Annotated in this window: 25 protein-coding genes and 1 other RNA gene; 8 read left to right on the plus strand and 18 right to left on the minus strand. The window is 46.4% G+C overall.

The window, feature by feature from the left end:
• Positions 1-61 precede the first annotated feature (61 nt).
• Positions 62-2,806: a BamA/OMP85 family outer membrane protein gene (locus B3A20_RS00140; protein WP_290760502.1), complete on the plus strand. Its 2,745-nt coding sequence runs from the start codon at positions 62-64 to the stop codon at positions 2,804-2,806.
• Between the two features lie 18 nt (positions 2,807-2,824).
• Complete coding sequence (locus B3A20_RS00145) at positions 2,825-3,340, plus strand: OmpH family outer membrane protein (protein WP_290760505.1); 516 nt, start codon at positions 2,825-2,827, stop codon at positions 3,338-3,340.
• Between the two features lie 97 nt (positions 3,341-3,437).
• On the opposite strand, the gene recQ is transcribed toward B3A20_RS00145, so the two are convergent.
• The 10 genes from recQ to B3A20_RS00195 all read right to left on the minus strand — a co-directional run bounded on the left by recQ (position 3,438) and on the right by B3A20_RS00195 (position 12,946).
• Complete coding sequence (recQ, locus tag B3A20_RS00150) at positions 3,438-5,303, minus strand: DNA helicase RecQ (RefSeq protein WP_290760508.1); 1,866 nt, start codon at positions 5,301-5,303, stop codon at positions 3,438-3,440.
• 54 nt (positions 5,304-5,357) lie between these two features.
• Entirely contained in the window at positions 5,358-6,392 is a 1,035-nt protein-coding gene (gene mcrC, locus B3A20_RS00155; RefSeq protein WP_290760511.1) for a 5-methylcytosine-specific restriction endonuclease system specificity protein McrC, read from the minus strand.
• Entirely contained in the window at positions 6,389-7,534 is a 1,146-nt protein-coding gene (locus B3A20_RS00160; protein WP_290760514.1) for an AAA family ATPase, read from the minus strand. Before B3A20_RS00160 ends, mcrC begins: the two co-directional genes overlap by 4 nt.
• Before the next feature lie 91 nt (positions 7,535-7,625).
• Entirely contained in the window at positions 7,626-8,414 is a 789-nt protein-coding gene (locus B3A20_RS00165) for a hypothetical protein (RefSeq protein WP_290760517.1), read from the minus strand.
• A gap of 66 nt (positions 8,415-8,480) precedes the next feature.
• On the minus strand, positions 8,481-9,203 hold the full coding sequence (locus tag B3A20_RS00170; protein ID WP_290760520.1) for a hypothetical protein: 723 nt from the start codon (positions 9,201-9,203) through the stop codon (positions 8,481-8,483).
• A gap of 134 nt (positions 9,204-9,337) precedes the next feature.
• Positions 9,338-10,339 (minus strand): HipA domain-containing protein, encoded by a 1,002-nt coding sequence (locus B3A20_RS00175; RefSeq protein WP_290760523.1) that lies wholly within the window; start codon positions 10,337-10,339, stop codon positions 9,338-9,340.
• Entirely contained in the window at positions 10,339-10,674 is a 336-nt protein-coding gene (locus B3A20_RS00180) for a HipA N-terminal domain-containing protein (protein WP_290760526.1), read from the minus strand. Before B3A20_RS00180 ends, B3A20_RS00175 begins: the two co-directional genes overlap by 1 nt.
• Positions 10,667-10,873, minus strand: coding sequence for a helix-turn-helix domain-containing protein (locus B3A20_RS00185; protein WP_290760529.1), 207 nt, complete (start codon positions 10,871-10,873; stop codon positions 10,667-10,669). The genes B3A20_RS00180 and B3A20_RS00185 overlap by 8 nt, the downstream gene beginning before the upstream one ends.
• Positions 10,874-11,070: 197 nt before the next feature.
• Positions 11,071-11,859 carry a hypothetical protein gene (locus B3A20_RS00190; RefSeq protein WP_290760532.1) on the minus strand — a complete coding sequence of 263 codons (789 nt, stop codon included), beginning with the start codon at positions 11,857-11,859 and terminating at the stop codon, positions 11,071-11,073.
• A 1-nt stretch (position 11,860) separates the two neighbouring features.
• Positions 11,861-12,946 (minus strand): radical SAM/SPASM domain-containing protein, encoded by a 1,086-nt coding sequence (locus tag B3A20_RS00195; protein WP_290760535.1) that lies wholly within the window; start codon positions 12,944-12,946, stop codon positions 11,861-11,863.
• Between the two features lie 279 nt (positions 12,947-13,225).
• Here B3A20_RS00195 and B3A20_RS00200 point away from each other — a divergent pair, with 279 nt between their 5' ends.
• Together B3A20_RS00200 and ettA are read left to right on the plus strand one after the other, a co-directional pair.
• On the plus strand, positions 13,226-13,870 hold the full coding sequence (locus B3A20_RS00200; RefSeq protein ID WP_290760538.1) for a CatB-related O-acetyltransferase: 645 nt from the start codon (positions 13,226-13,228) through the stop codon (positions 13,868-13,870).
• 187 nt (positions 13,871-14,057) lie between these two features.
• Positions 14,058-15,752 carry an energy-dependent translational throttle protein EttA gene (ettA, locus tag B3A20_RS00205; protein ID WP_290760541.1) on the plus strand — a complete coding sequence of 565 codons (1,695 nt, stop codon included), beginning with the start codon at positions 14,058-14,060 and terminating at the stop codon, positions 15,750-15,752.
• 33 nt (positions 15,753-15,785) lie between these two features.
• On the opposite strand, the gene B3A20_RS00210 is transcribed toward ettA, so the two are convergent.
• The 5 genes from B3A20_RS00210 to B3A20_RS00230 form a co-directional block, all read right to left on the minus strand.
• A complete protein-coding gene (locus B3A20_RS00210; protein ID WP_290760544.1) occupies positions 15,786-16,124 on the minus strand; it encodes a hypothetical protein in 339 nt (112 codons plus the stop codon).
• 42 nt (positions 16,125-16,166) lie between these two features.
• Positions 16,167-16,574 (minus strand): hypothetical protein, encoded by a 408-nt coding sequence (locus B3A20_RS00215; protein WP_290760547.1) that lies wholly within the window; start codon positions 16,572-16,574, stop codon positions 16,167-16,169.
• A gap of 193 nt (positions 16,575-16,767) precedes the next feature.
• On the minus strand, positions 16,768-18,021 hold the full coding sequence (locus tag B3A20_RS00220) for a coproporphyrinogen-III oxidase family protein (protein WP_290760550.1): 1,254 nt from the start codon (positions 18,019-18,021) through the stop codon (positions 16,768-16,770).
• A gap of 19 nt (positions 18,022-18,040) precedes the next feature.
• The gene (locus tag B3A20_RS00225) at positions 18,041-18,943 is read right to left on the minus strand and encodes a radical SAM protein (protein WP_290760553.1); all 903 of its coding nucleotides are present in this window, start codon (positions 18,941-18,943) and stop codon (positions 18,041-18,043) included.
• A gap of 277 nt (positions 18,944-19,220) precedes the next feature.
• Positions 19,221-19,388, minus strand: a complete 168-nt coding sequence (locus B3A20_RS00230; protein WP_290760556.1) for a hypothetical protein — start codon at positions 19,386-19,388, stop codon at positions 19,221-19,223.
• 40 nt (positions 19,389-19,428) lie between these two features.
• Here B3A20_RS00230 and B3A20_RS00235 point away from each other — a divergent pair, with 40 nt between their 5' ends.
• Positions 19,429-20,073, plus strand: a complete 645-nt coding sequence (locus tag B3A20_RS00235; protein WP_290760559.1) for an ABC transporter permease — start codon at positions 19,429-19,431, stop codon at positions 20,071-20,073.
• Between the two features lie 17 nt (positions 20,074-20,090).
• Positions 20,091-20,630 carry an RBBP9/YdeN family alpha/beta hydrolase gene (locus tag B3A20_RS00240; protein ID WP_290760562.1) on the plus strand — a complete coding sequence of 180 codons (540 nt, stop codon included), beginning with the start codon at positions 20,091-20,093 and terminating at the stop codon, positions 20,628-20,630.
• A gap of 34 nt (positions 20,631-20,664) precedes the next feature.
• On the opposite strand, the gene rnpB is transcribed toward B3A20_RS00240, so the two are convergent.
• An RNA gene (gene rnpB / locus B3A20_RS00245) (RNase P RNA component class A) lies at positions 20,665-21,047 on the minus strand.
• A 257-nt stretch (positions 21,048-21,304) separates the two neighbouring features.
• Here rnpB and B3A20_RS00250 point away from each other — a divergent pair.
• Together B3A20_RS00250 and B3A20_RS00255 are read left to right on the plus strand one after the other, a co-directional pair.
• Entirely contained in the window at positions 21,305-23,164 is a 1,860-nt protein-coding gene (locus B3A20_RS00250; RefSeq protein ID WP_290760565.1) for a hypothetical protein, read from the plus strand.
• A gap of 33 nt (positions 23,165-23,197) precedes the next feature.
• Positions 23,198-23,554 (plus strand): hypothetical protein, encoded by a 357-nt coding sequence (locus B3A20_RS00255; protein WP_290760567.1) that lies wholly within the window; start codon positions 23,198-23,200, stop codon positions 23,552-23,554.
• A gap of 18 nt (positions 23,555-23,572) precedes the next feature.
• On the opposite strand, the gene B3A20_RS00260 is transcribed toward B3A20_RS00255, so the two are convergent.
• Positions 23,573-25,717: an ATP-dependent DNA helicase RecG gene (locus B3A20_RS00260; protein WP_290760570.1), complete on the minus strand. Its 2,145-nt coding sequence runs from the start codon at positions 25,715-25,717 to the stop codon at positions 23,573-23,575.
• The gene (locus B3A20_RS00265) at positions 25,718-26,734 is read right to left on the minus strand and encodes an MlaD family protein (protein WP_290760573.1); all 1,017 of its coding nucleotides are present in this window, start codon (positions 26,732-26,734) and stop codon (positions 25,718-25,720) included.
• Between the last annotated feature and the right edge of the window lie 121 nt (positions 26,735-26,855).

Here is a 26,855-nt window from a genome sequence, read left to right on the forward strand (position 1 = left end):
CTTTATAGGTAGGTCTATTCTGCGTTCCCGTTCGCTTTTATTTGCTCTTGCTTTGGTCGGTATGTCGAATGCCCAGCTGTTGGACATGTCGCAGATTTCCGACAAGTATATGGTTGAGAATAAGATCAACAAGATTCGTGTCGAAGGCACCCACCACATGGACGAACGTTCGGTTCTCGGGCGTATCGGCATCCGTACGGGGCAAAGCTATTCCCCGACCTCGCTTTCTGAAAAAGTCCAGAATTCTGTGAGTTCGCTTTATGCTTCGGGCTTGTTTGACGATGTGACTGCCTGGGTGGACTATGTTGGCGATGACGGCTCTTATGTGGACTTGATATTCAAGGTCAAGGAACTCCCTGCTCTCGATACCGCTATTTTGGATGGCTGCGACGAAGTTTCTGAAGACGATCTCCGTCTAAAGATTCACATGATTACGGGCCAGGTCTATAGCAAGGCGCAGTTGGAACGCACTCGCCAGGCTATGCTCGACCATTACCGCTCAGAAGGGTTCCTCCTTGCAGAAGTGGGCTACCGCGAAGAACCGGTGGACGAATACCAGAACAAGGTGACCTTCGTGATTCGCGAAGGCAACAAGGTGCGCATCCGCGGCTTGGACGTGAAGGGCAATGACCACGTGCCTGTCGAAGAAATTGCAGACCACATGCTCTCGAAGGAAAACCAGTGGTGGGGCGGTGGCGAGTTCAAGGAAAACGTGTTTGAAGCCGACCGCGATACCGTGCTGAACGTCTTCCGCCATTTCGGTTACTTGGATGCGGAACTCAACGATTACCACGCCGAATACCTCCCGGATTCTACCTGCCTGTTCTACCTTGGACGCATGGTGCCGGTTGGAGAACGCCTTGCCCCGCTGTATGCGCAGTTGAACGAGGCCATGGCTGATTCTACGAACCCGCTTTACAAGATGGCAGGCAAGCCGACCATGGAAGTGACGCATTATTACAGGAACATGCGCAAGGCTTCTGACAAGTATCCGGTTGCAAGGCGCAAGCCGCAGGTCAAGGACGAAGAAGACGCCTGGACTCTCCTGAACGACATTATCCGCTACGAAAGTGCACGCAAGGAATGGCTTTCGCTCGTCGCTGGCCGCAAGTGGAATAACCCGAAGATTGATTCCCTCCTCAAAATCAAGAAGCGCTCCGCTTACGAAAGCAAGCTCCTCGTGCGCTACATGATTGAGGACATGATTCCTGCCCTTTACAAGTACGATAACATCAAGACCTCTAGCGATATTATAGTGCATATCGACGTGACCGAAGGCCGCCGCTACTACATGGGCGGGCTCCACTTTACGGGTAACGAGGTACAGAGCGATGCCATGCTCGGCTACGTGTTCCGTCTCGATAGCGGTGCCGTGTTTGACCAGTATCTCTACGAAGCCTCCCGCAAGGCCTTGCTCGATTCTTACCGCGAAGATGGCTATCTCTTTGCCCAGTTCGATGAAGAGAGAACGTTCGAGAACGATTCCATTGTGAACCTCGCATACAAGATGAACGAAGGCTTGCCGGCCCAGATCCACAAGGTGCATGTACGTGGTAACACCAAGACGAACGAAAAAGTTATCCGCCGCGAAGTCCGCCTGTATCCGGGCGATACGTACCGCCAGTCCGCTTTGGAACGTAGCTTCCGCGACATTATGCAGCTCAACTACTTCGACATGGTCGTGCCCGATATCAAGGTCGTGGGCGAACAGGAGGTGGACCTCGACTTTGCCGTGCAAGAAAAGCAGGCCGGTACAGGTCAGTTCAGCTTGGGCGTGTCCTATAGCGAAAGCGATGGCTTTGTCGGTACGGCTAGCATCTCCATCCCGAACTGCTGTATGGGCGATGGCCAGCAGGCAGCCTTGAACCTCGAATACGGTGCCGACAAGAAGAGCGCAACGATTAGCTTTACGGAACCGTGGTTCCTCGACAAGCCGATTACGGTCGGTGCAAGCCTCAGCTATTCCTGGTGGAACATGGAAGACTATGACGACCACGACATTACCCGCTACGGTGGTAACATCTTTGCTGGTAAGCGACTCAAGTGGCCGGATGACTACTTCTACGGTCAAGTGGGTTACGGTTGGCTCATGAACGACCAGGGCCCGAATATTGACAATAGCTATGTGGTTTACACGGGTATCGAATCGGCATTCAACTTCCGCATCCAGCGCGATGACAAGAACTTGCCGCAGTTCCCGACCGAAGGTTCTCGCTACGTGCTCGACGTGCAGTGGGCCGATAAGATCTTTGGCAGTGACTTTGAATTCGTGAAGGCCGACCTCTCCATCAAGTGGTGGTTCCCGATCTTCCGTGACCGTCTCACGATTGCCCTTACAAATGAATACGGCGTAATCTTTGGCGACAAGTTGCAACATCGTACGTTGTATAAAATGGGTGGCGTGCTTGGCTACGACGGTATGCTCCGTGGTTATAGCTCGGGTTCCATCGGTCAGAGCCGTTTGGGTCGCAGCTACCAGTACATTGGTGCTGAACTCCAGCTTGGCCTTGTGCCGCAGACGTTCTACCTCTTGCCGTTCTTCTTTGATGCCGGTAACGTGTTCGGTGAACGTATCGACAATAACCAGCGTGTGGACAAGCCTCGTAAGAACCCGCTCAGTGAATGGGATCCGACGAAGCTCAAGAAGGATATTGGCTTTGGCTTCCGCGTAGTGGTGCCGATGCTTGGCATTATCGGTTTCGACTTTGCTTGGCCGCTTGATCCGGGTGAATCCTACAGTGACGGAACGCAGCTGCCTAGCGTGGGCGATATGGAATTCAACTTTGTTATTGGTCAGGCATTCTAGCCGGAATGGAGGTGCGCTATGATTCGCAGGTTGATCGTTTTGCTTTCGGTAGTCTTTGCCTGTGCAAGCTTTGCCGAAGATGGTCTTCGCATTGCCCATGTGGACTCAAAGATTATCTTTGACGGCTTCAAGGGCACCAGGAAGGCTCAGGAAGAGTATGATCGCCAAGTGGCAAAATGGGAACAGCAGGCGAACCTTCTGCAGAAGGAACTTGCCGCCATCAAGGAAAGGCTCGATAAGCAGGTCCTGATTCTTTCTGACGAAAAGAAGCGCGAACTTGAAGCCGAATACAACAAGAAGGATACGGAACTCAAGTCCTTCATTGACCGCGTCTATGGCCGTAACGGCGAACTCATCAGCGAAAACGAAAAGGTGAGCGCCCCGATTATCCAGCTTATCCGCAAGGCGGTGAACGAGATTGCTTTGCAGGAAGGCTATGACATGGTCGTTGATCGTGCTACTGGCGCTGTGCTCTTCTGGAAAAAGGAAAACGACCTTACGAACAAGGTGCTGAACTATCTGAATAACAGATAATAACAATTTGTCATGCCCGCCACCTTGTCATCCCGGACTCCGTTCCGGGAGGGCACCTCCTTTTGAAAAATCTCGTGGCGTGTGTTACGGGATTTTTTTATTGCCTCATGTAATCGCGGATAGCGTCTACGAATTGTTGCCCGAATTTTTGGATTTTCATTTCACCGAAACCGATTACATCTTGCAGTTCGTCGATGGTGATTGGCGCCTTGTAGGCGAGGTCCTTTAGCGAGCGGTCAGAAAGCACGACGTAGGCTGGCCAGTTGTTTTCGTTGGCGATTTGCCTGCGGACTTTTCGCAGAGCTTCGAAAAGGGAGGTGTCTTCGTCGTCGGCTGAAATGCTCGAGTAAGTGCTGCGAGGGCTGGTGGCGTGTATGTTGCTGTTGGATGCTGCGCGATTGAATGATGCGCGACCACCTCTCGGTTTTGTGTCTTCTTTGGCTTCAATTTTTGCGGCGATAGCGAGTTCTGCCGTTTTCTTCCCGAACAGTACTTCGTTACCGCTCTCGGTAATTTTAAGGTGGTTGTTTTCGTTGTAGGCGATTTCGATGTAGCCGAGTTGCAACATCTGCAGCATGTAATCGTGCCAATGTTTGAGCGTTGTCTTGGCGCCTACGCCGAACGTCTTGAGTTTGTCGTAACCCTTCTGGACAATTTCGTCACTGAGCGTGCCTTTGAGGATGTCGGCGGTCATTGAAAAGCCGATATGCTCGCCAGTGCGTTTGATGGCCGAGAGTGCTTTCTGCACGAGGATTGTGCCGTTGAATCGCTGTGGCGGGTGCTTGCAAATGTCGCAATTCCCGCAGTTGCTGCTGTTGTTTTCGCCGAAGTAGTTGAGCAAAATGCGACGACGGCAAACTTGCGATTCGGCGTATTCCTGCATGCGGTCGAGTTTCTCGGAGTTGATATCTCGTTGGCCGCTGTCGTTTACAAATTTGCGGAGCATGATGATGTCCTGAAAATTGTAGAACAGCACCGTCTCGGAGGGGAGGCCATCGCGACCCGCGCGCCCGATTTCTTGATAAAAACTCTCGATGCTCTTGGGGAGATTGTAATGGATAACGTAACGGACGTTGCTCTTGTCGATGCCCATGCCAAAAGCGATTGTCGCACACACGACATCGATATTGTCGTTGATGAAATCCTCTTGCACATTGTTGCGCTCTTCGGCGGTAAGCCCCGCATGATACGCCTTTGCATAAACGCCTGCGTTGATGAGGTCTGCGGCGACCTTCTCGGTATTCTTGCGCGAAAGGCAATAGATGATTCCCGATTCGTGCTTGTGCTTTGAAATGATAGACAGAATCGCCTTCAGCTTTTCGGACGCCGAATAACCGCGTCGCACGTCGAGGCTCAAGTTCGGGCGGTCGAACGAACTCACGAAAAGTCTAAAATCTCGCAAGTTCAGCTGCCTGACAATATCTTCTTTTGTGAGCTTGTCTGCCGTTGCCGTCAGTGCCATGATTGTTGCGCTTGGGAACGCCTGGTGCAGCCCGCCGAGCTGAGTGTATTCCGGACGGAAATCGTGCCCCCATTGCGAAATGCAGTGAGCCTCGTCAATAGCAAACAGCGAAACGTTCAAGTGATTTTGCAACCACGGAATTTCACGCTGCAAACGCTCCGGCGAAATGTAGAGAATCTTGGTTTGCCCTGCTTTGCAACGCTCCCGGATGGCCGCATTTTCGCCTTCTTCGTTATTGCTGTTGAGCGCATCAGCCCCGATGCCGTTTGCATTAAGCGCATCCACCTGGTCTTTCATTAGCGAAATTAACGGCGAAATAACGACCGTGATGCCCTTGAACATCAAGGCCGGAATCTGGTAGCAAATGGACTTTCCGCCGCCAGTGGGCATTAAAACCAACGCGTCGTTGTGTGCGACAACGTGGTTGATAATCTCTTCCTGCATGGGGCGGAAGGAATCGTAGCCGAAAACAGATTTTAATATTTCGTGAGCGGTGGGCATATCGGTGAATTATTTAAAACGGCGCAAATATACTAAGATGAAATGGATGGTCGTCTATACAATCTTTGCGATTGCGTCTAATTGCTTGCGAATTTCATTAAAGTCTTTGTTCAAATCAAGACTCTTTACACTGATTCTGTTTCCGCTCATTTTGTAGTCTTGGTCTGGTGAAATGGCCTCGTTTGTTTTTGCATAAAGAAGCATTCCCGAAACGATTTTGCTGGCCGATTGTGTCTCGTACGCCAAGTTCTTTACATAGGTAAAGATTTGATACATGTTGTGTGAATGCTGGGTGCTAGAATTGTAGGTGCTTTGCAACACGCTATTGTAGTATTTGGTGTCAATAATCAGTATTCGGTTTTCTTTTTCGAGAGTCACATCTGTTTTCATAATAGGCAACATTTTATCAATTGAGTCATCCAGTTGCCAATTTAAATGCGGTGCATTTGCACTCAATTCCGGATGTTCACGACGAAAATATTCAAGTACAAATTTCTCGTATAGTCGGCTCATTTTTTGATCGTCTTCAAAAGAACGTTTTGTACCTTTTTTTTGACTATGATTTATGAGCCATTCATCATATATCCAATTGCAAATGTAAATGAGCATTTGGTATGTTGCATTACAACGATTAAAATGGATATTCCAATCCACAAACCGTAAATCTATCGGCTCTACACAAGAAAAGTAGGTCATTAGCTTACGAATTTTTTTCTTGCGTTCATGGGAAACATCCTTGCTTTTTAAAAGAAACGCGAATGTTTGTTTTAGTATTTTATTTAAAAGCGCGTTTTCGGTATATTCTTGAAAAGAACATACAAGCTCTCTTTTTTGAGAACTGATGTTTTTAATGGATTCCGATAGCTCTATTTTGCCATGAGGGCATTTGAGGGATTCTGTTGTATCAATATAATCCCTCAGCAATCCTCGCTTTATTTGAACCGTCACTCCGAGAATTAGAATCTCTGCATATAGGTTATCTATATTGTCGAAAGATTCCGTTTCATCGGATAACGCTTTAAATGCGCCTTCCTTCAAACAGCGAAAGGCGTACGAAAGCATGTGATATATGTTCTTTACGAGAATCATTGAATCGATGCTCTAAGTTTATCGCTCCAGTTCTTCACCTTTTCAGGTTCATCGAACCAATATTCTTTCAAGAGAGGTATGACATCATATTCAACAACTGATTTGAGCCATTCATTATCGATGGTTTCATTTTCACCAAAACAGAAATAACTATGACCTATGCAAAATCCTTCACCAAGAGAATCATCGGCGGCGATTTCCTTATTGAGATTTTTTACACATTCAATAAGACAGTCGTACTTCTCGTTTTCTGCACTTTCACGCCTGCTTTCAAATTGCTCTGAATCAAATGCAGGCTTAACATCAAAAAACGAGAAGCGACGGCGTAAAGCGTAGTCAATCATTGCAATGCTGCGGTCTGCAGTATTCATGAGGCCAATGATGTATAAATTGGAAGGTACGGAGAATAATTCATCTTCGTATAGCAAACGAATTTGCTGGCCGCGTTTATCGTTTTCGATAAGCATGAATAGTTCGCCGAAAATCTTGCTGATGTTTCCACGATTTATTTCGTCGATGATAAAGAAATAGTTGTTTTCTGAATCCTCTGCCGCTGTATTACAAAATTCATAGAACGGACCACGTTTTAGCTTGAATCCATTTCCATCAGGACGGTAGCCCATTATGAAATCTTCATAACTGTAACTTTGGTGGAATTGAATCATTTTTACTCGAGATGGATCTTTTTCACCAATCATCGAATAAGCAAGACGCTTTGCCATGAATGTTTTCCCCACACCAGGAGCGCCTTGTAGAATGATATTCTTTTTTCTCTTAAGCAAACCTGCAAGTGAATCATAGCTGGATTCATCCATAAAGACTTCTTCCAAGAAATCTTCTTTGGAATAGTTAGAGGGCGGCAGTATTGGCGGTTCGATAGGGAGCCTGGAACCATCCGGATCAAAGAATGCTTCCAGTTCTTTTATTATTCCGGAATATTTTGTGATGTCGGTGAGCATCTTCATGGAAAATGCACCCTCGTCTTTCAATTCGTAATTGCAATCGGTATGTGTCCATTGCACTTTTCGACTGCAATAAAAAGAACTTTTGTTGGCGTCATAGGTGTAATCGCCTTGGACTATGCCGCGCCCAATAACTTTTGACATTCCATCTTTTGCATAAACAACATCGCCAATTTTCATTTCGTTTACGAATTGCCAAAAACCGAGAACATCGTTTTTATGAGATGATGTGTCGTGGTTGAAATTCTGCAAGGCTGTTCGATATTCTTCTTTAGTTTTTTAAAGTACTCCAGTCAACAATGTTATCGTAGCCGATGGACATAACTTCATTCTTTTTGTCGTTATTCCAGTTGGTTGCTTTTGCACCAGGAGAGTAAACCCAGTAGCGAACGGTATCAGAATCGTCTAGAGAAAGATCACTTTCTTTCCAATATTTTGATATTTCTCCATCGTATAAAATATGTCCAAAAACTGTACCGAGGTTGCCTGAGTTATTGCATTTAATATCAAATGGTTCAAAGAATTTTTTTGCGGAATCAAAAAAAGAGTTTCTTTCGTAAGGAACCATGAAAATTTTTTCTGCAATCAGTTTACGATGCTTTTCACTTACATTTCCAAAATGTGTTGCAGGTTGATCCAAATATTCAATGGCGTTCATTACAGAATCTGGAGCATTGCTTGTTTTCTTATATGTAAGAAAGTGATGTAACCAGTCGTTTTGGCGAATGCCTGCTTTAGCAATGACACGGTAATCTTCGTATTTATTGTATTTCTTTTTATCGCAGGCGTTTGTGTCACAATATGCAACGATGGTGAAAATCAATTCTCTGATTTCAATAATCGTGGGGTCTTGAGAGTTCTTGATTTCTTGGAATCCTTCACTGGAAGAAGATTTTTCAATGAGGTTGTCTAGAAGTTTTGGACTTATAGAGTATGCTTGATATTTTCTGAGAGCTTCTTGCCCTTTGGCAAGCCAAAAGTCTTCACACGCTATTTTAGCAGCGAGCTTTTTATCTGTTGCAATTTTATTTCTTATCAATTTTTCAAGTTTCTCGTCCATATAAGCCTCTTTTGTCTAATTATACATTTTGTTGCTCAGAATGAGCGCGAAATTTCCTAAAACAGTCTAAATGTATTCTGGCTGTTCGTTCTTCACTTCGTCTACAAACTCTCGCTTCCATGATTTTCCATTAACATTGTCTAGGTAAAAATTTCCAGAGCAGATGAGCCAAATGATTTTGTCAATCTTGTATGGGGTGGCGGTTGTGTCGCCATTTTTTTGCATTTCGTTTGAAATGTCCACGATTGCTTCAAAGACAGCGTAGTCGTCGTGTTCGCAAAATCCCGCTACACTTATAATGTCTTTAAGGTGTACATCTGGCTTAGGATATTCGGAGTAACCTAGCTCTTTGAGAGCGTTGCAGACGAGTGAAAATCCCATCCCCTTGATTCTTGTTGAAATAAGAAGCGGCAAAGCCATCTTGGTTTTGGCGTTGTATCCGAAACTTGCAATGAATCCTCTGAAATCGTTTGCATCTTTGAAGCTTGATAAGAATTTGGCAATGCTTATAACGGCTTCACTCCACCTGAACCAGCAATTTTTAGGTGAATCTGTCGAGGTTACGTTGAATTGCCTACGGAATTCTTTATAGAGTGTATTTGCGTCCCAAGTCTTGATGACACGAGCAACATTGAAGTTGCAAAGAATTTTTTTGATTTGCTTGCGCCGTTCCCTAAACTTTATAACGTTGGGCAACATTTGCTGTGTCTGCGCCGATTCTATAAAGCCTTCGAAAACATCCGCAATTGAAGAAAATCCATTGCGTTCTGGGATGAAATATCTTTGCAATGAAGCTTCTGTAATGCTTGTGGGCAAATGGGCTAGCAAAAATTGATATGCTGTGCTATAAAACTTGGTGTAGGTCATTTTTCCCAAATATACATCATATAACTGTCATAAAATTTCAAAAAAGAAAAAATCTTCTACAGCCCTAGCGCTTTCGCTCTATCCCTGATAGATTCTTTGTATTTCGCTTTGCCTTGTTCGCTCAAGAATGAATTGTCCAGCATTTCTTCCATTGCGGGCACGGCATCGATGGCTTGCTTTATAAAACGTGCGGCTCTTTTTTCGACGACTCCGATTCTCTTGGCGAATTCCATGAAATCTGGAGAACCGTAAAAACCGTTTGCCTCGTAAAAAGGAGTCTTGAAATCGTCTTCGTCCTTGAATAAGTCGAGCGCTGTGCGCGATTGTTCATAGGGAATGTGGAGCGATGTGTTCAACAAGTCGTATGCGGGTGTCAAATCGTAGACATCGGGATTTTCGACGGAATTGCGGAGCGAAAAATTCTTTGCGTGTGCATCGCCGTTACATACAAGATAGTTGAACAAGACTGTCCTGAAAAATACTTCAACGGCAACATCGGCGGCACTTACGTTTTCGCGAATCAGTGAGGCGATTCCTTCGTATGAAATTCCTTTGTATTTGTAGTCGCTGCCGTTTATTTCGGGGACAAGACCCGCAATTTGTGCAAAGTCGCTTTGGCTCAAGCGTTCACCGGCATGTTCGCCAGCTTCGATGACGTCGAAACGCTTGGTAATGTAGACGGGGTCGCCATTTTTGAAGTATAGTAGAGCGGATAATGCAGTCGGAATTTTGAAAAGGACACGTGCCATCAGCATTGTTACGTGTTCGTTGGCAGGAGCGTCTTGATAGTTTTCGTAGTACGGCAACAATGTTGGCTTGAGAATGTGTGTACCACCGCGATCTGTGTTGACTAGTTTTTTGTTTTCTATTTTCACGGAAAACTTTGTCTGAGCACCAGAAATGGAAATTTTCTTGACGGCCCCATCCTTTGCGAATGCGAACTGTGGAATGTCAAAATCCAAGGTTGCGCTAAACCTAGAAACGCCAAATAGCGCCTTTGAACAGGCGCGGCAAAAATCTTGTTCCGTTTCTTTTAGGCAACAGTGGCAGATGCCCATTAGTGGTTCCTTTCTCGTACGGTGACGGCGCCGATTGTTTCGTGATTGGCGAGGTTCGTGAGCATTGCGAATTTGTCTGTGCGCTTAATGCCGAGGCGCTCGCAATAAAAGGCTTTGTTCGCTCCTTCCGGTAACAAACCCTGAAAATATGGGAAAAGGTAAGACGATCTAAACAGGCGTTTCTTTTTCGGCATGTCCAATGCTATGGACGGATTTCGGGACTCCGCATAATTGGAGTCGTATAAAAAAGTGTAGCCTCTGCTGTTTTGCAACAGGTAGCCGGCAAGGATGTTGTTGTAGAACACGCATGCGCTGCGGATTTTGTAGTTATTCATGGGTCACTCTCTCGCTTAAGGTGACCACGAAACCGAGTGGCTTTACCATCTTGTTTAACACATTGATGGAGGGGTTCGCTTTCCCGAGTTCGACGGAGTTGATGGTTCTGGGGGAAACGCCGGAAATCTCGGCCAGATCCTCTTGAGACAGGCCCAGTTTCTTTCGCCGTTCTGTGATCTGCTTTCCGAGATTTTCCATAACTTTGGCTCCAATAACAGTAATTTATTCCATCTGAAATGCGCTGAATCGGCAATATATTGCGTTTTTTGTGTTAAAATATATAATCTGGCCTGATTTGTCAATGAAAATCTGCAAGATATTGCGGATTTTTAGAAATTTCTAAATCGAGGGGTTAATAAATCAGGCCGCTGTAAATTCACCTATTGCCTTCTTATTTATTTTTCCTTTTTAGGATTTTTGAATACAAGACCGCATTGTAAGCACATTAGCGATATGTCTTTCGATGCTCGAATACGGCTGTTTAATATGGTCAAAATTTTTTTAATTCGCGGAATAATTTCTTTGTTTGTTCCTTCTTTCTTTTCCAGTTTTTTGATTTGACATGCGAAAAAACCTTTGCATTTTGGACATGTTAGCTTTGAGGGCATCGCATTTTTATATCCAAAGGAATTCATTATCTTTTTAGCCAGATTTATTCTTTCTGCCTCGTAATTAGAAAGTTTCTTACCTTCTTCATGTTTTTTAAACTCGCAAAAACCATTTTGTATCATAAATTTGGATAAATTATCTGCCTCATGGCTTTCAAGAACATGCTGTTTATCCTCCTTATATTTTTCACGCAAATCTAGGAGCTTTTCGACTTCTGCTTCAGAAATTTTTTGAACAGGTTCATTCTTTTCAAAATAACAGCCAACAACTTTGCCTTTAGGTTTAGGCCTATCAGTCAAATAATCTACAAACGAAGCGCCACATTTAGGGCAACTAGATGAATTCTTTATTTTCATGCCGAATTTTTGCCATATATAACCACACGAAGAACAGTGGTGAGTAATCCTTATGGGTGGCCCATAAATGATACAAGGTTTATTTCTTTGAGGCTTAAATTTGCCTTCACCCTTCTTTGTACCGCACGCATCGCAATACAATGCGTTTTGGGGCAATGTTGCGTGACAATTGGCACATTTGTTACCTTTGTCCGTAGTTTTCTTTATGTTCCCCTGCATATTATGCCTCCAGCATTTTGAAAACGCAGTAATTGGGTTCGTTGTTTTGGAAGTTCCAGGTATGGGTTGAATCTCCCATGCAAAACTCCCTGTCGCTACATTGTTTGCATTGCGGGTTTAATTCCGCTTTATCTTGACGGAAAATTTCAAACCGATTTTTCCAAACATCTACGAAAGAATCTTTATAAATGTTTCCCTGTATTGTTAATTCGTTCCTTTCGATGTCCAGGCATGCTCCGATATCGCCATTTGCCATGACGCTTGCGATTTTAGTTCCCGCTCCGCATTGAAAGTAAAAATCGCGAACCATGTACTCGTATTGCATTCCGAGATAGTGTGAACAACCTAAATTAATTTCCATGTTGTTGCTTGGATTGAATCGGGTCTGTTTAACGAAATCGAGCAGCATTTTGTATTCGTGAGCGTCGAGGAGCATCGATGAGTTCTCTTTTGCTCTGCCGATGGGCTCGATGTTCGCAATTTTCCATGATTCGATTTTCTCATGGCAAAGGAATTCGTATAGGATATCCAGTTCTTTCAAATTTTTTTTGTGGACGACGGTCACAACTTCAGGATATAACCCTGCTTTTTTCGCATTCCGGATACCTGTTAGTGCTTGCTGGAATGCATTTGGGGAACAACGAAAGTTGTTGTGAGTCTCTTCTAGACCGTCCAAGCTGATAGAGATTGTGTCCAGTCTAGCTTTCTTGAACTCTTCACCGACGGTTTCGGACAATAAGGTTCCGTTAGTCGTTATTCCGCAAGAAAAATTTAAATGCTTGGAATAGGCGATGATTTTGAATAGTTCTTTGTTCAAAAGTGGTTCGCCGCCTGTAATGCAAATGAATATCTGTGATGCATCGTATTCTTTGGCGACCTCGTCCAGCACTTTTTGGGCGGTTTCAAAAGGCAAGTAGTTACGGTTTGTGGATAGGCAGCCGCTGCCGCAATGCTTGCATTTTAAATTGCAACAATCGGTCACTTCAAGGAATAAATATGCGAGTTGCGGATTTTTCCACAACTTTCGCTGGTATTCTGCCAACGAGTGCATGTTTTTTCGTTTTGTCGCGTATAAATCTTTCATCATCTATAAATATACAATCGAAAAATGTCAAATTATGACTTTTTTTTAGGCGCTTGGAAAAATTTCGCTTTGACATTTGATGACGTTTGATGTGCCGTGCATAAAAAAGATATTCCAATCAAGTGGGAAAGACTGGTTGTGACAGCGGTTGCAAGGGGCTTCACTTTTTTAGGACGAGAAGGAGGTTCCCGATTAAATCGGGAATGACAGCACAGGGTGTGAATGATAGGTCAGTTTGCTTTTTATTACTTTTCTCCGTATATCTCACCCACGGAGGCTCCTATGCCAAACACACTCCCTGATCCGATGACTGTCCACCCGATTGCTGGTTACGATAAGGAAATTTACGTGAAGCCGACGCTCAAGAATCCGCAGATTATCGTGGGTGATTTCACTTACATTGCCGATAGCAATTTCGAGAGCCATGTGACGCACCTGTATCCGTGGAATGATGATAAGTTAATTGTCGGAAAGTTCTGCCTGATTGCCGCGGGGGTGGAGTTCGTGATGAACGGGGCGAACCACCAGATGAATGCGGTTTCGACGTTCCCGTTCTACACATTGCAAGGTTGGAATATGACTCCACCTGCGAAGGAAAATTTGCCGCTCAAAGGTGATACGGTAATTGGGAACGATGTGTGGATTGGGCAGAATGCGGTGATTTTGCCGGGTGTGCATATTGGCGATGGGGCGATTATCGGTGCGAATGCTGTCGTGGGGAGTAACGTGGAACCTTACACGGTTGTAGCAGGAAACCCGGCGCAGTTTATACGCAATCGTTTCGATGAGGAGTTGACTGCGCTCCTGCTCCAATGGAAATGGTGGGATAAGCCCGTCGAAGAAATTAATGAACTTATCCCGATTTTAACGAACCCGGACTTAGCCTTTGTCAAGGCAAAAATCAAGGAATTCCTTGCAAAACCTTGAGACGGAAGGCTTGCGTTGTCACGGATTGCGGGTTGTGCCTAAAAATATTTCTATATTCTATCTGACGAAACAAGGATAAAAATTAATCCAGAAGAATCCCTTCGACAGGCTCGGGGACCCTTACAAGTTCGTTGAGCTTGTCGAAACGAACTCCTAACCCCTACAACCTATAACCTAAAACCTAATTATGGCCGAACAAAACAAAGCAGAAAAATTCGTTTTCTACATGTACAAGATGACCAAGTCCTATCCGCCTAACAAAGAGGTGCTGAAGGACATTTCTTTGAGCTTCTACTATGGCGCAAAGATTGGTATTATCGGCCAGAACGGTGCCGGTAAGTCGACGCTCCTCCGCATTATGGCGGGTATTGACAAGGAATTCCAGGGCGAAGCTTGGATTGAACCGGGCCGCACCGCAGGCTACTTGCCGCAGGAACCGCAGCTTGACCCGAACTTGACTGTCAAGGAAAACGTGATGCAGGCCGTCGCTAAAAAGCAGGCTGTGCTCGACCGCTTCAACGAAATTTCCATGAAGTTTGCTGAACCGATGGAAGACGACGAGATGAACAAGCTCCTCGACGAACAGGCAAAGCTTCAGGACATCATCGACGCTCAGGACTTGTGGAGCCTCGACCGCAACATTGAAATTGCAATGGACGCTCTCCGCTGCCCGCCGGGCGATTGGCCGGTGACAAACCTTTCTGGTGGTGAAAAACGCCGTGTGGCTCTCTGCCGCTTGCTTCTCGAAGAACCGGATTTGTTGCTCCTTGACGAACCGACGAACCACTTGGATGCCGAAACGGTTGCATGGCTCGAACGCCACCTCCGCGAATACAAGGGCTCCGTGATTCTCGTGACGCATGACCGTTACTTCCTTGACAACGTAACGAACTGGATTTTGGAAATTGACCGCGGTCGCGGCATTCCTTGGGAAGGCAATTACGCCCAGTGGCTTGACCAGAAGCTTGAACGCATGAAGAACGAAGAGAAGGGCGAATCCGATCGTCAGAAGCGTCTCGCTCGCGAACAGGAATGGGTGAAGGCTTCTCCGAAGGCGCGCCAGGCCAAGAGCAAGGCCCGTCTCAAGGCATACGAAGAACTCTTGGCCGAAGATTCCAAGGAACAAATTAAGGTCGCGCAGATCCACATTGCAAACGGCAAGCGCTTGGGCGATGTCGTCATTCAGGCGGAACATTTGCAGAAGGCCTTTGGCGAAAAGGTGCTGTTCGACGATTTGAACTTCAGCTTGCCGCGCTCGGGCATTGTGGGCATTATCGGTCCAAACGGTGCTGGTAAGACAACTTTGTTCAAGATAATCATGGGCCAGGAAAAGCCGGATGGCGGTACGCTCAAGATTGGCGAAACTGTCGAAATCATCAGTATGGAACAGGGCCGCGAAAGCTTGGACGATTCCAAGACGGTTTGGGAATCCATCACGGGTGGCAATGACGAAATCTTGGTGGGCGACCGCAAGATGAATGGCCGTGCTTACTGCGGTCTCTTCAACTTCACGGGTGCGGCTCAGCAGAAGAAGCTTTCGCAGCTCTCCGGTGGTGAACGCAACCGCGTGCTTATGGCAAAGAACTTGCAGAAGCCGGGCAACCTCTTGTTCCTCGACGAACCGACGAACGATTTGGATATCGAAACGTTGCAGGCTTTGGAACAGGCTATCCTCAAGTTCGCAGGCTGCGCCGTGATCATCTCGCATGACCGCTGGTTCCTTGACCGTATTGCAACGCACATCCTCGCTTACGAAGGCGATTCCAAGGTGGTGTGGTTCGAAGGCAACTGGAGCGAATACGAAGCCGATCGCCGCAAGCGCCTTGGCGAAGACGCTGACAATCCGAAGCCGATTAAGTACAAGACTCTTACGAGACAGTAATAAAAAAGGCGGCCATCGAGCCGCCATCTTTGTTTAAAACGCCCACCAAATGCCGAGTCCTCCCAAAGCCGCCATGCCTAGGCCACCACCAATCATTGCTCCTGTTTTACCGTGATAGTCTTCGTCATACAGCATTTCAAAGCCAAAACCAGCCCAAAGAAGTCCAAAAAAACAAAAACCAATCGAATATATGCCTACGACAAACTTTAGCGGATTGGAATTGTTCTCTGGAGTTTCTTCTGTTGTAAAATCCGAAGCTGCCATGCTTCGATCTTCTTGCATCTTTAGAACAAGCGGTGGAGTAAGTGACACCGCAAAAGAGCTTGAAACAAGCAAAGAAAGACTTAGAATAATTGCAGTTAAAAATTTCATGAGTGGAATATAACTATTTTAAATTTGATAGAAAATTCCCCTTCATAAAAGGGGATTATTTTGGTCTGAAGATTCGTCATCTTTGTCATCTGATTTTTGTGGACTTGGTGGCGTATAAATCACATATGCTATTAAGCAAATAAAGATTCCAAAAATACCTATGAGTATAAATGCAAAAGCATGACGAGCAATGAAATCAAGAAACCAAGTGAAAATTCCTAAGATAAAAGCTATTGCAAAGAATCCTCCACAACCGAGAACTGCTTTTTGTGGAGCTTTTTGAATTAGAGAGAAAAATACTGCAATGCCAAATGCTAGCAGAAAAAGGGGGAACATTTTGATCATTTGGTTTGTTGCAGCATTTGCCATAACAGAACCCAAATTTGCGTTTGCTTCATTTGCAAAGATAATAGCGTGGGCTAGCAAAATAATTAAAGGTATCTTGTGCATGTAGTTCCCCGCATAAAATGAAGTGTTTCCCCAAAAGTCTTTAATTTCGAATATATCATTTTTTAAGTAGATTCACAAATGAAATAGATGCTTTTTCCATGTTCTTGGAGAAGTTTATTCGTATAAGAAGATGCCGGAACAGAGTCCGGCATGACAATGCAATGGATTGAGCATTTCTTATAACATCCGATCGCTAAAACTCAATCTTCTCCGGGAACGCTTCTGTTCGCATGATTCCCCACATCTTGTCGATGTAAGAGAGCGTGTAGAATTGCTCGTAGTAGTGGTAGTAAAAAGCGCCCTTCATGGTCGTGGAATAGACTCCGTTTTCTTTTGTCAGGAATCCGAGTTTTTGCGCTAACCAAAAATCAAAACCGTACATTTTTTTCAGCGACACGCCAAAGAAATGCTCGAATTTCTTTTCGTCCAGTTGCATGCTGTAAAGTGTCCAGAACAGGTAATACACCATCCTCTGCCTTGGTGTGAAGCGGATGGTCAATGAGGTCGGCAGCTTGTCGCTGTCAATCCTCTTGCAGTATTCCTCTACGGAGAAAGTGTTTATTTTGAATTGCTTTTGAAGGAGCGTCGTGGCGGAACATCCGAATCCGAGGAAGCTGTCGCGGGTCATGGAGGAATATTTGGCTTCCTTCTTGTTCGAAAAAGTCCAGATGGAACTGCGGTGGTATCCCTTCTCGTTGAAGTAGGCGGTGATTCGGTCCAATAGCTCCTTCTTCTGTTTTTTCGGCATCGTTTTCACTTTGCTTTTAGTAAAAGAGAAATCGATAAACGGGTAAATTGCCACGTGGTTTGCACCGCTTTCGAATGCTGTATCCACGTCCGCTTTGATATCTTCGTAAGTCTGGTCGGGGAGCGCGAAGATGAAGTCCATGGAAACCGTTTCGAAATCTACGGTGCTCAAGGCTTCTTTTAATTTGTTTGCGTCAACTTTCTTTCGTCCGAGAATGTTCTGGTATTTTTCCTGGAACGATTGGATGCCTATGCTGAGTTTTGTAACGCCCGCATCTTTCAGTTTTTGGAGTGTCTTGATATTTACGTTGTCTGGATGCAGCTCAACGCCGACGCCTTCGGTCACAGTAAAATGTTCCTGGATCGCTTCTATGATTTCGCCGATTCTATCTGCGATTAGGGCGGGTGTGCCGCCGCCAAAATACAGGCTGGTCGTTTCTTTCTTGCCTTTGTATTGACCGCCGACCTTGTGGATTTCCCTTATCAGCGCGTCTATGTAGCGGTCGCACAGTTCCTTGTTATAGATTGTCTTGCAATAGGGGCAGAATGTGCAGATGCTCTTGCAGAAAGGGATATGGACGTAGAGGCCGAGATTCTCGCATTCCTCGAAGGGGAGAAAATCGTCGTATTCGTTTTTGAATAAAAAAGGCTTAAAGGATCGGGTCAGCCACGCTCTAGTTAAGGTCGTTCTCAAACTCATTCAAAAAACTCTCGTTGGCCTACACGTACTTGAGGTATGTCCTTACCGCTTCGAATGCGATTCTTAAATTGCCCCTGAAAAGCAGGGTGTATTCTGCGACAAAGAAGTAACCGCATTCCTCGCAAAGTCCCGGAACGTCGATGCACCTTCCGCATACTGAAATCTTGCCGTCTTCGATGACCAGGCACTGGTAGCATGGGGTGGGGAAGCTGTTGTTGACGAGGTACGGGAGGGAGGCCTTGAGATTGAATATCGGGTACCCTTGATCCATCATCTGCAAGATGGTATCTGCAATCTGCTGCTTTTCTTCTTTGGACAGGAAAAGGTTTCTCGTATCGGGATAAGGTGTGTGGAAATTGAACGAGACCGCCCTCACGTTTTTCGTGTCCTTCGCAATCTGGCAGACATCCCGCACGGCATCCTTGTTTATCTGGTTGATGGCCATGTAGAAGCAGATGTTGTCTGTGGTGGCGTTCTTGACATTCTCCATGATGGTGTCGAATGTATTGCCTCTGATGGCATTGTGGCGTTCCCTGTCGCCGTCAAGGCTTAGCAGAATCAGGTCCGCTTCGGGCAAGTCGATGGGCTGTGTTCCGTTAGTGACCACGTTGACAATCATGAAGCCCATTCTTTTGGCTTCGATGACTAGGTCCCTGACGGTCAAATCGCCGTCTCTCCACAAGAACGTCTCGCCGCCGCAGAAGAATAGGATTCGGGCGCCCATGTCGTATAGGGTCTGCATCTCCTTTTTGATTTGGGTGTAGGGATGCATTATCGAAGTGATGTTGTTGACGGAGCAGTGCTTGCATTTCAGGTTGCAGCGGTCGGTTACAATGACGGTGCCTAGAATCGGATCTTTCTTTTTGAAGAGGACTGTCTTGAGCCAAAAGTTGGCAAAGTAAAAGAAGGACGAAATCTTCATTAAAAATTTCCTTTGACAAAATTTCTTTTTTACCAAATTAGTAATGATATTATAAAAAAATGTGCCTTTCGGGATTGATTTCGTGATTTTTGAGAATTTTTACGTCAATTTCGGAAAAAATTGCTTGTTTTGACGTAAACTTTTAAATAAAGTAATCGATTTTACGCTTTAAAAACAAAATTTTATTCTTCACAGCGACTTTTATGGGAAAAAAAGTGTTTTTGATGAGAAATTTGTGTGCTGAAAAGTACGTTTTGCCTCAAAAAAGAACGTTGAATTACAGACAACGTTGAAAATTTACGTAAAAAAGAGATTTTTTTTTCTTGTTTTGACGTAAAAAACGACGTTTTTTCAAAATCAAGCTTTTTGACGCGCCTTTTACATCGTTAATCTCTGCTTTCATGATGATTAAATTATCTTTTGTAAAGTCCTTATATTTTTTCAATTCCCGACCGCCAACTTCTGACTTCCTACTGCCTACTAATATGCTCCACGTTTTTAAACACGAACTTCGTTTGATTTTCAGGGATCCGCGCTTCTGGATTCCGTTCATCATCCCGCCGGTGATTCTTGCGGCAAGCCAGGCAATTGCGGTGTCGCGTTACGGTGGCGAGATTATGCAGGGCATGGAAAGTTACATGATGCTTTTGCTCGGTTGCCTGATGGCCCCGATGGGGGCGCCTTTGGCTGGCGATTCTTTTGCTGGCGAGCGCGAGCGCAATTCGCTGGAACTTTTGCAACTTTCTCCAATTGCGCCTGCGAAACTCTTTTGGGGCAAACTGTTTGCGATTCTCCCGTTCCCGCTGGTGTTTGCGCTTTTGGCGCAGCTTGGTTACTGGTTCTCGCATTCCGAAATTACGGTAACTGCGGCGGTGGCTTCGATGCTTGGAGCACTTTCGGCGGTGCTGTTGACAACTGCGTTTTCTCTGATGGTTTCGCTTCGTGTTAAAACCGTCCGTGCAGCGACCCACATGACGCTCTTTTTCATTATTCCGCTTCTGTTGCTTGTGCAGCTCGGTCACGAAGCTTTTTTACAGAGTTTGTTTGTGCCGCTTGTGACGCTTGCTGTGTCGGTTATGGTTAGCCTTGCTGTTACTTTTGCGGGTATGAAGAAATTTGTTAGTTTGTAGTCCCCGAGGATGTTCCAATGCATTATTTAATTGTGCCTGGTTATAGCAATTCTGGTCCTGAACATTGGCAGACTTATTGGGAACATAGTCTCCCTAATGCAACTCGCGTTCAACAACGTAATTGGGAACATCCTACCAAGGCAGAATGGGTCGAAGTTCTCGACAAGACGCTAGCATACCTCAAGTCCGATACGATTCTTATTGCACATAGCCTTGGTGTTGCTACGACTGTATTTTGTTTGTTGAAAAATGCAGCCGCGGGAAGGTTGCCCGCCAATGTCAAGGGGGCGTTTTTAGTTGCGCCTGCAGATATTGATGCGATTGATATTGTGGATGACTTTGCTCCGATGCCCCTTGAAAAATTGCCGGTACCCTCCTGTGTTGTAGCGAGTCGGAACGATGAATATGTGACTTTTGAACGCGCGAATTTATTTGCAAAATCCTGGGGGTCAATGTTTTTTGACGTCGGGTGCTGTGGTCACATTAATGCGCTTTCTAATCTCGGTGAATGGCCTGAGGGTCGTAAACTCTTGACTGAGTTCGAAAAAACGTTGTAAAAAGGAGAAGGCTCCCGCAATTAGCGAGAGCCTTCAAAGTCGAGTAGTTATAAGCCGGGTTCTGTACTCCAATGTTGCCATCGGAGCGATGACCATCTCTCTGGACGAATCGTTACCGACCGCCTCAAGCGACCTACCCGGATATCCAGCTGGCACGGGCCGCACCAGGTTCTTTCGAACGGAATCCTGCTTGGTCTTGCACCGGATGAGGTTTACCATGCCACTCCTGTCGCCAGTCGTGCGGTGAGCTCTTACCTCGCCGTTTCACCCTTACCCGCATTGCTGCGGGCGGTCTATTCTCTGCTGCACTTTCTGTCGCGTTACCGCGCCTGGACGTTATCCAGCATCTTGCCCTGCGGTGCCCGGACTTTCCTCCAGCTTTGATTGCTCGCAGCCGGCGGCCATCCGCTACCCAGCCAAAATGTAGAAATTCATTAAGAAATATGCAAGATAGTGGAGCGTTCTAATTCCTGAGTTACTAGGGCGGTTATGCCGCATTTTTGCGTTGTCATACGTCTAGTTTCGCTTTTTTGCATGACTTATCTAAGTCTTGCCAATAGCCTACTAAGTTCTAATAACTAAAGACTAGTAACTAAGTTCTAAGCTCTAAGTTCTGCCAACTATTTTTGTATATTATCTCCGTGAAAAAAATATTGTTTAGTTTGTTTTGCGTTGTGTCTGCAGCATTTGCCTCTGCGGATGCTGTTTCTGTTGATTCTGCAATTTCTCCTACAACCGAAATCGGCTCGGATTCTGCTGCAACTGATGCGGTGGATTCAAATGCCGTGTTCCGCGTAGATGAAATTCGCTATAAGATTGGCGATGCCTTTGACGATTCCAAGGCCCATACGAAGTACGATAAGTGGGCGTATGACATTTTGAACTGGGTCCATATCGAAACGCGCGAGGTGACGGTCCGTAAGCTTTTGCTTTTTGATAAAGGTGACGTTGTCAATCTGAATTTGTTGCTCGAAGCAGAGCGGTTCTTGCGCAGCCAGAGGTTCCTTTCGGATGCCAATATTACCATGTCTAACGAAGATGGCAAGAATATTGTAGATGTCCAGACGAGCGATAACTGGACACTGACCATTCTTACAACTTTAGGTTTTTCGGGAAGTGAGTGGAGCTATGACAACCTGGTTTGGGGTATCGGCGTTCAGGAAAGCAATTTCCTTGGGCTTGGTCAAAAGCTCGGTTTTTACTTTGGACATGACGAGTTCCGCGACATGTGGCAGTTGGAATATGGCGACCCGCATTTCCTTTTCCGCTACAACCATTTAGACCTTTTGTACAGCTACAATACGGATGGTTACTTGGCAAGCTGGAAAATGTATGTGCCGTTCCTCAGCCGTAGCGTGAACCAGTGGGCATACACACTTGAGGGCTTGAAGAACAAGCGTAATGTCTTTTATTATGGTCGCGGCGAGCTCCCGTCGGGTGCAAAAATTTACGATTACACGCATAATAAGGCGTTCCTCAAGCAATTAGAAATTGCCCGTAAGGATCCGGACAATAAGAAAAAGAGCGACCGCCAAATCGATTCGATTGCAACGGATAAATACCTCAATTCCTTATCTCGTTACAATGGGAAAAAATCTGTGAAGCTTATGGCAATTGAGGATTTTATTACCGATTCCTTGAGCTTTAGATTCGGCCGTTCTTTTGGTGGAACGCAACGCAAAATCTACTTGGGAGCGACCTATGATTACTTGCGTGAAACTGCAAATGAAGGTCGAGTATTGCCTTATGCGTTCATGTATGGTGACGACGTGTATGCTGTTGATTCCACAAGCGCTGTGAGCGAATGGACTCAGGACCGCAAGGATTCACGCCTTGGCCTGTATATCATGTACTCTAACTTGCGTTATGAAAAAATCAAGAATTTCCACAATGTCAGATGGACTGAAGATATAGATAAAGGTTTTTCTGTCAAGGCTCAGCTTTCTAAAAATTACGAACAGCTTGGCGCTGGCAATAACGATATTCGTCTAGATTTTTGGACAGACCTTTATCTGGGGCGCGACAATCATCATTTGACTTTGAAGTCGTACATGTATTTTTATTTGGATCATGGAAAGCGTCATGATTTTTATGGCCGTTTAAATGGCGAGTACATTTTCCATCCGAGTACGCGTTTTTCAACAGCGTTGTCGGGACTTGTGGATTTGTATGATGATGCCAAATTGGGTTACCAGTTGACGCTTGGCGGCTCTGATGGCTTTGTTGGATTCCCGACAGGTTTTTACGCCGGGCAAGCTCGCGTTTATGGCAATCTGGAACAGCGTTGGTTCCCCGATTTTGAAATTTTGACGCTGGCGCCTGTTGTGGTTGCGTTTGGAAGTGTGGGTGAGACGGCGTCGTCGATTAAGGATATTAGGCGTAAGGATTTGATTTATGTGGCAGGCTTTGGCATCCGCTTGGCTCAGACAAAGTCAATTACTCGTTTGATCAATAAGATTGACGTGAGCATCCCGCTGAACGGTGTGCTTAAGGGTAAACCTCATTACTCTGTGACGACATCGTACACATTGTAATTTTGTAGATAAACTTTTTGAAGGTGTTTGAATATGGCAACGGAAGAAGAAAAAAATCAAGTCGAGGCTGCCCGCGAGAAACGTCGAAAAATGGCTCGCGAAGTCAAACGCATTTTTATGCGTGTCGAAATTATCATTGGCATTATTGCCATGATTGTAGGCGCATGGCTTACGGTTCTCGTTTGGGACGAAGGATATTTCCCGGGGGCGTTAATGCTTGTGTTGACAGGCTGTATCAACGTGTTCCTAGCGGCAAAGGAACTCATCAACCCGACCGACCACATTTTCCATTGGCAGGCAATTTTCTTTTTGATTGTGCGCCGAGCCATGTTCTTTTTGAACGTTGTCTTGATTGCCCTTATTGTGGGGACGATGACGCGCTTGCTTTAAGCGGATGCGCGTGGCGTGCTAATGAACGCCATCTTCGTTAGCCGAAGGCTTTTCGTTATACCAAGTTTGAATTTTTTCTTTGGCGGTTTCGCTGAACGCGGAGCCGTCTTTTAATATGTGTTCGGCGCGTTCGAGCGTTTGCGAAATGAGCTCCTGGTCGTGAATCCAGTCGAACCAGCGGAATACCCAGGCTCCGCTTTGCTCGTTGCCTTCGAGGTTCCCGGCACCGCGCGTCTTGAGGTCAAGTTCCGCGATTTCGAACCCGTCTTCAGTGGCGGCAAATTGCGAGAGGCGTTCCATGCTTGTTTCGGCGGCTTCGCCTTCGGGCGTCATCAAGAAGCACCAGGCTTCTTGATTGCCACGGCCTACGCGGCCGCGCAGCTGGTGGAGCTGCGCTAGACCGAATCGGTCTGGCTGGTCGATGACCATGAGATTTGCGGCAGGGACGTTCACGCCGACTTCGATAACGGTCGTCGCAACTAGAATCTGGATTTCGCCTGCTGCAAATTGCTTGATTATTTCGTCTCTTTGCGTATCGTCCATTTGGCCGTGGACGCCTGCAACTTTGAGTTTTGCAATGTTTTCGTCGGTGTGGCCGAAGGCCGCGATAAAGGCACGCATTTCGTTCACGATGTCATCGACACTGCGGGCGCTTCCTTCGTTTGCTGCGGAGTCCGCAGAACCGCCTATGGAATTGCTAGAGGAACTGCTCGCGGAGCCAGCCGAAGCGTCGGCGTTTACGCGGCTTGCAATCCAGTAGCAGAGATTTCCGCCGGCGGCTTCATTGCAGATAAACTGCTTCATCGATTCGCGCTTTGCGGCGTTCACGAGGCGCGTCTTGATGGGCTTGCGTCCTGCCGGCTTTTCCTTGATGCTGATGACTTTCAAATCGCCATATAGCGTCATCGCGAGGCTTCGCGGAATCGGCGTAGCGCTCATCACGAGCATGTCGGGGTAGTCGCCTTTGGCGAGTAGCGCTTCGCGCTGGCTCACGCCGAAACGGTGCTGTTCGTCGATAATCACGAGCCCGAGTTTTGCAAAGAAAACGTCCTTGCTAAAGAGGGCGTGCGTGCCTATGACGACGTTGCAAAGCCCCATCTGGAGTTCACCGAGAATCACTTTCTTTTCGGCGGCGGGAGTTGCCCCGACAAGCAGATGCACGCGGATGCCTGCCGCATCAAAGAACGGCTTGAGTGACTTGAAATGCTGACGTGCGAGAATATCTGTCGGGACCATCAGTGCGCACTGTTCGCCTGCTCCGCAGACCGCCATAATGGCGAGCATGGCGACGACGGTCTTTCCGCAGCCCACGTCGCCCTGCAACAGTGCGTGGAACTGCTTTTTTCCATTGAGACCGTCAATGATTGTATTTAGCGCCGCGTCCTGACCTGCGGTCAGTTGGAACGGGAGGCGCGCTTTCGCCGCCATCACGTTCCCCAAATCAATCTGGCGTTCATGCCCGCGAATCTTTTGATTTTCGCGGCGCTTCACCATGCGCAGGCAAAACGGCAAAAGCTCCAAAATCTTGAGTTCGCGTTTCGCTTTGTAAATGGAATCGAAATCCTTCGGCATGTGGAGCGCACGGAGATTATCCATCACAGGCGCAAAATGCAAATAGTCAGTGAGCTCGCGCGGGCACGCGTTTGGGAGTGTGAGTCCCGGAAAGTTGAAAATTGTTTTGTACAAATTGCGGAAGAACCGCTGTTCCATCTTCGCTTCTCGGCAAACTTCACTAATCGGGTAGACGGGGAGAATTTGTCCGTTAAACGCTTCACCTTCGTCGAACGGCTGCATGTCCGGGTGTACCAGTTGCAGCCCGCGGTACGAACCGACCGTCCCTGAAACAAGCCAACGCGTTCCCGGTTTCACACGGTTTGCGATAAATCTTGTGCCGCGGAAAAATAAAAGCGAAATCTCGGCGGAACCATCCGTGAGGACAGCCATAAAGCGCGACATGCGTCCTTTAACAATCCCCGCTCGCGTGATAATCCCAATCACGACCGCGCGGTCACCATCGTGCAAATCCGCAATCTTTGAAACCTTGGTCTGATCAAGATAGGTACGCGGAATGTTGTATAAAAGATCGGCTATGGTGCTTAAGCCGGACTTGTTCAGCTTTTCAAGTCTCTTGGGGCCAAGTCCCGGCAGGCTCGATAAATCCATTTAGTTGCCTGCTTTCTTTTGTTCTTGTTGAGCCTTGGCTTCTTCTAAACGCTTGCGAGCCTTGTCGCGCGCTTTGTCGCCAACGATGTTCATATTCTTCCAAGTAATCAACTTGACCGGTTTCCCGTCTTTGTCCTTGAAGCCGAAATTCTTCGTGTCGATAGCCTGGACGGCTTTGTTGAGGCTTGTGATGATGTTGTTTATGTTTTCAACAAGTTCCTTGGATTGCAAAAGCGTCTCGGAATCGATACCCTTTTCGATGTTCGTAATAACGTCGTTTGTCTTTTTTGCGTTTTCAGTAAGCGAAAGGACAACGGAATCGACGAGCGTGATTTTTTCGTTTGCAACCGTCGTGACCGTCTTTATGGCTGTATCCGCTTGGAGGGCGGTCTTGGAGAGCGCCTTGGTCGACGAATTCATTTGCCTGAACAGCTTGTTCATCTTGGGACCGAGTGCGCCGACCGTCTTTTCGGTGTGTGCGAAAATATCTTCGATGGAATGCATCGCTTCTTCGTAGATTTCCGGGGCGGACTTGTGTGAGGAATCTCCCTGGGCGAGCAACATAATCGTTTTTTGCACGGCGTCGAGTTGTTCGTTGACATTTTCTATCAAGCGCAAAGTTTCTGCGATGCCCGGTTCAAAATGCCCCTGGAATACGTGGTTTTCTGGCATGAGCATTCCCGTCTTTGACGGAATGATTTCGAGACGGCGTTGCCCCATGAGCGCGTAGTTTACGTTGTTGAATTGCGTGCCTTCACGGAGCTTGAGCGGTTCGGTAAAGTGGATGACGACGCGGGAACGGTCTTTAAGCCAGGTGACGCTGCCGATAGTGCCGATGCGGTACCCGCGCAAAACGACAGGGTCTTCGGGTTGCAACGAACCGAGTTCCTTGAAATCGACGATTGCCGTCTGGTGCACGTTTTGGTGGGCTTCCCACATGCCCAAAGCGATGCCTCCAAAAATGCAGGCGAAAACAACCAGTGAAATGTAGCCAAGCGCTCTGTCCGAAAGTTTCATATTTTGAAAATAGAAAATTCTGCCAACTATATTGACGATTAACAACCAACAATCAATTAATTGCTATCAACTAGTAACTATTAACTAGTAACTAAAGACTATTAACTAGTAACTAACAACT

Source organism: Fibrobacter sp. UBA4297, from assembly GCF_002394865.1.
Lineage (GTDB): Bacteria > Fibrobacterota > Fibrobacteria > Fibrobacterales > Fibrobacteraceae > Fibrobacter.

Coding starts and splice junctions, on each gene's coding strand:
- B3A20_RS00220 (WP_290760550.1), bottom strand. CDS start 18,021: ATGAGTTTGAGAACGACCTTAACTAGAGCGTGGCTGACCCGATCCTTT.
- recQ (WP_290760508.1), bottom strand. CDS start 5,303: ATGCCCACCGCTCACGAAATATTAAAATCTGTTTTCGGCTACGATTCC.
- B3A20_RS00195 (WP_290760535.1), bottom strand. CDS start 12,946: ATGATGAAAGATTTATACGCGACAAAACGAAAAAACATGCACTCGTTG.
- B3A20_RS00160 (WP_290760514.1), bottom strand. CDS start 7,534: ATGAAAATTGGCGATGTTGTTTATGCAAAAGATGGAATGTCAAAAGTT.
- B3A20_RS00235 (WP_290760559.1), top strand. CDS start 19,429: ATGCTCCACGTTTTTAAACACGAACTTCGTTTGATTTTCAGGGATCCG.
- B3A20_RS00215 (WP_290760547.1), bottom strand. CDS start 16,574: ATGCACAAGATACCTTTAATTATTTTGCTAGCCCACGCTATTATCTTT.
- mcrC (WP_290760511.1), bottom strand. CDS start 6,392: ATGATTCTCGTAAAGAACATATATCACATGCTTTCGTACGCCTTTCGC.
- B3A20_RS00255 (WP_290760567.1), top strand. CDS start 23,198: ATGGCAACGGAAGAAGAAAAAAATCAAGTCGAGGCTGCCCGCGAGAAA.
- ettA (WP_290760541.1), top strand. CDS start 14,058: ATGGCCGAACAAAACAAAGCAGAAAAATTCGTTTTCTACATGTACAAG.
- B3A20_RS00165 (WP_290760517.1), bottom strand. CDS start 8,414: ATGGACGAGAAACTTGAAAAATTGATAAGAAATAAAATTGCAACAGAT.
- B3A20_RS00190 (WP_290760532.1), bottom strand. CDS start 11,859: ATGCAGGGGAACATAAAGAAAACTACGGACAAAGGTAACAAATGTGCC.
- B3A20_RS00225 (WP_290760553.1), bottom strand. CDS start 18,943: ATGAAGATTTCGTCCTTCTTTTACTTTGCCAACTTTTGGCTCAAGACA.
- B3A20_RS00145 (WP_290760505.1), top strand. CDS start 2,825: ATGATTCGCAGGTTGATCGTTTTGCTTTCGGTAGTCTTTGCCTGTGCA.
- B3A20_RS00180 (WP_290760526.1), bottom strand. CDS start 10,674: ATGAATAACTACAAAATCCGCAGCGCATGCGTGTTCTACAACAACATC.
- B3A20_RS00265 (WP_290760573.1), bottom strand. CDS start 26,734: ATGAAACTTTCGGACAGAGCGCTTGGCTACATTTCACTGGTTGTTTTC.
- B3A20_RS00240 (WP_290760562.1), top strand. CDS start 20,091: ATGCATTATTTAATTGTGCCTGGTTATAGCAATTCTGGTCCTGAACAT.
- B3A20_RS00185 (WP_290760529.1), bottom strand. CDS start 10,873: ATGGAAAATCTCGGAAAGCAGATCACAGAACGGCGAAAGAAACTGGGC.
- B3A20_RS00260 (WP_290760570.1), bottom strand. CDS start 25,717: ATGGATTTATCGAGCCTGCCGGGACTTGGCCCCAAGAGACTTGAAAAG.
- B3A20_RS00210 (WP_290760544.1), bottom strand. CDS start 16,124: ATGAAATTTTTAACTGCAATTATTCTAAGTCTTTCTTTGCTTGTTTCA.
- B3A20_RS00200 (WP_290760538.1), top strand. CDS start 13,226: ATGCCAAACACACTCCCTGATCCGATGACTGTCCACCCGATTGCTGGT.
- B3A20_RS00175 (WP_290760523.1), bottom strand. CDS start 10,339: ATGGGCATCTGCCACTGTTGCCTAAAAGAAACGGAACAAGATTTTTGC.
- B3A20_RS00140 (WP_290760502.1), top strand. CDS start 62: ATGTCGAATGCCCAGCTGTTGGACATGTCGCAGATTTCCGACAAGTAT.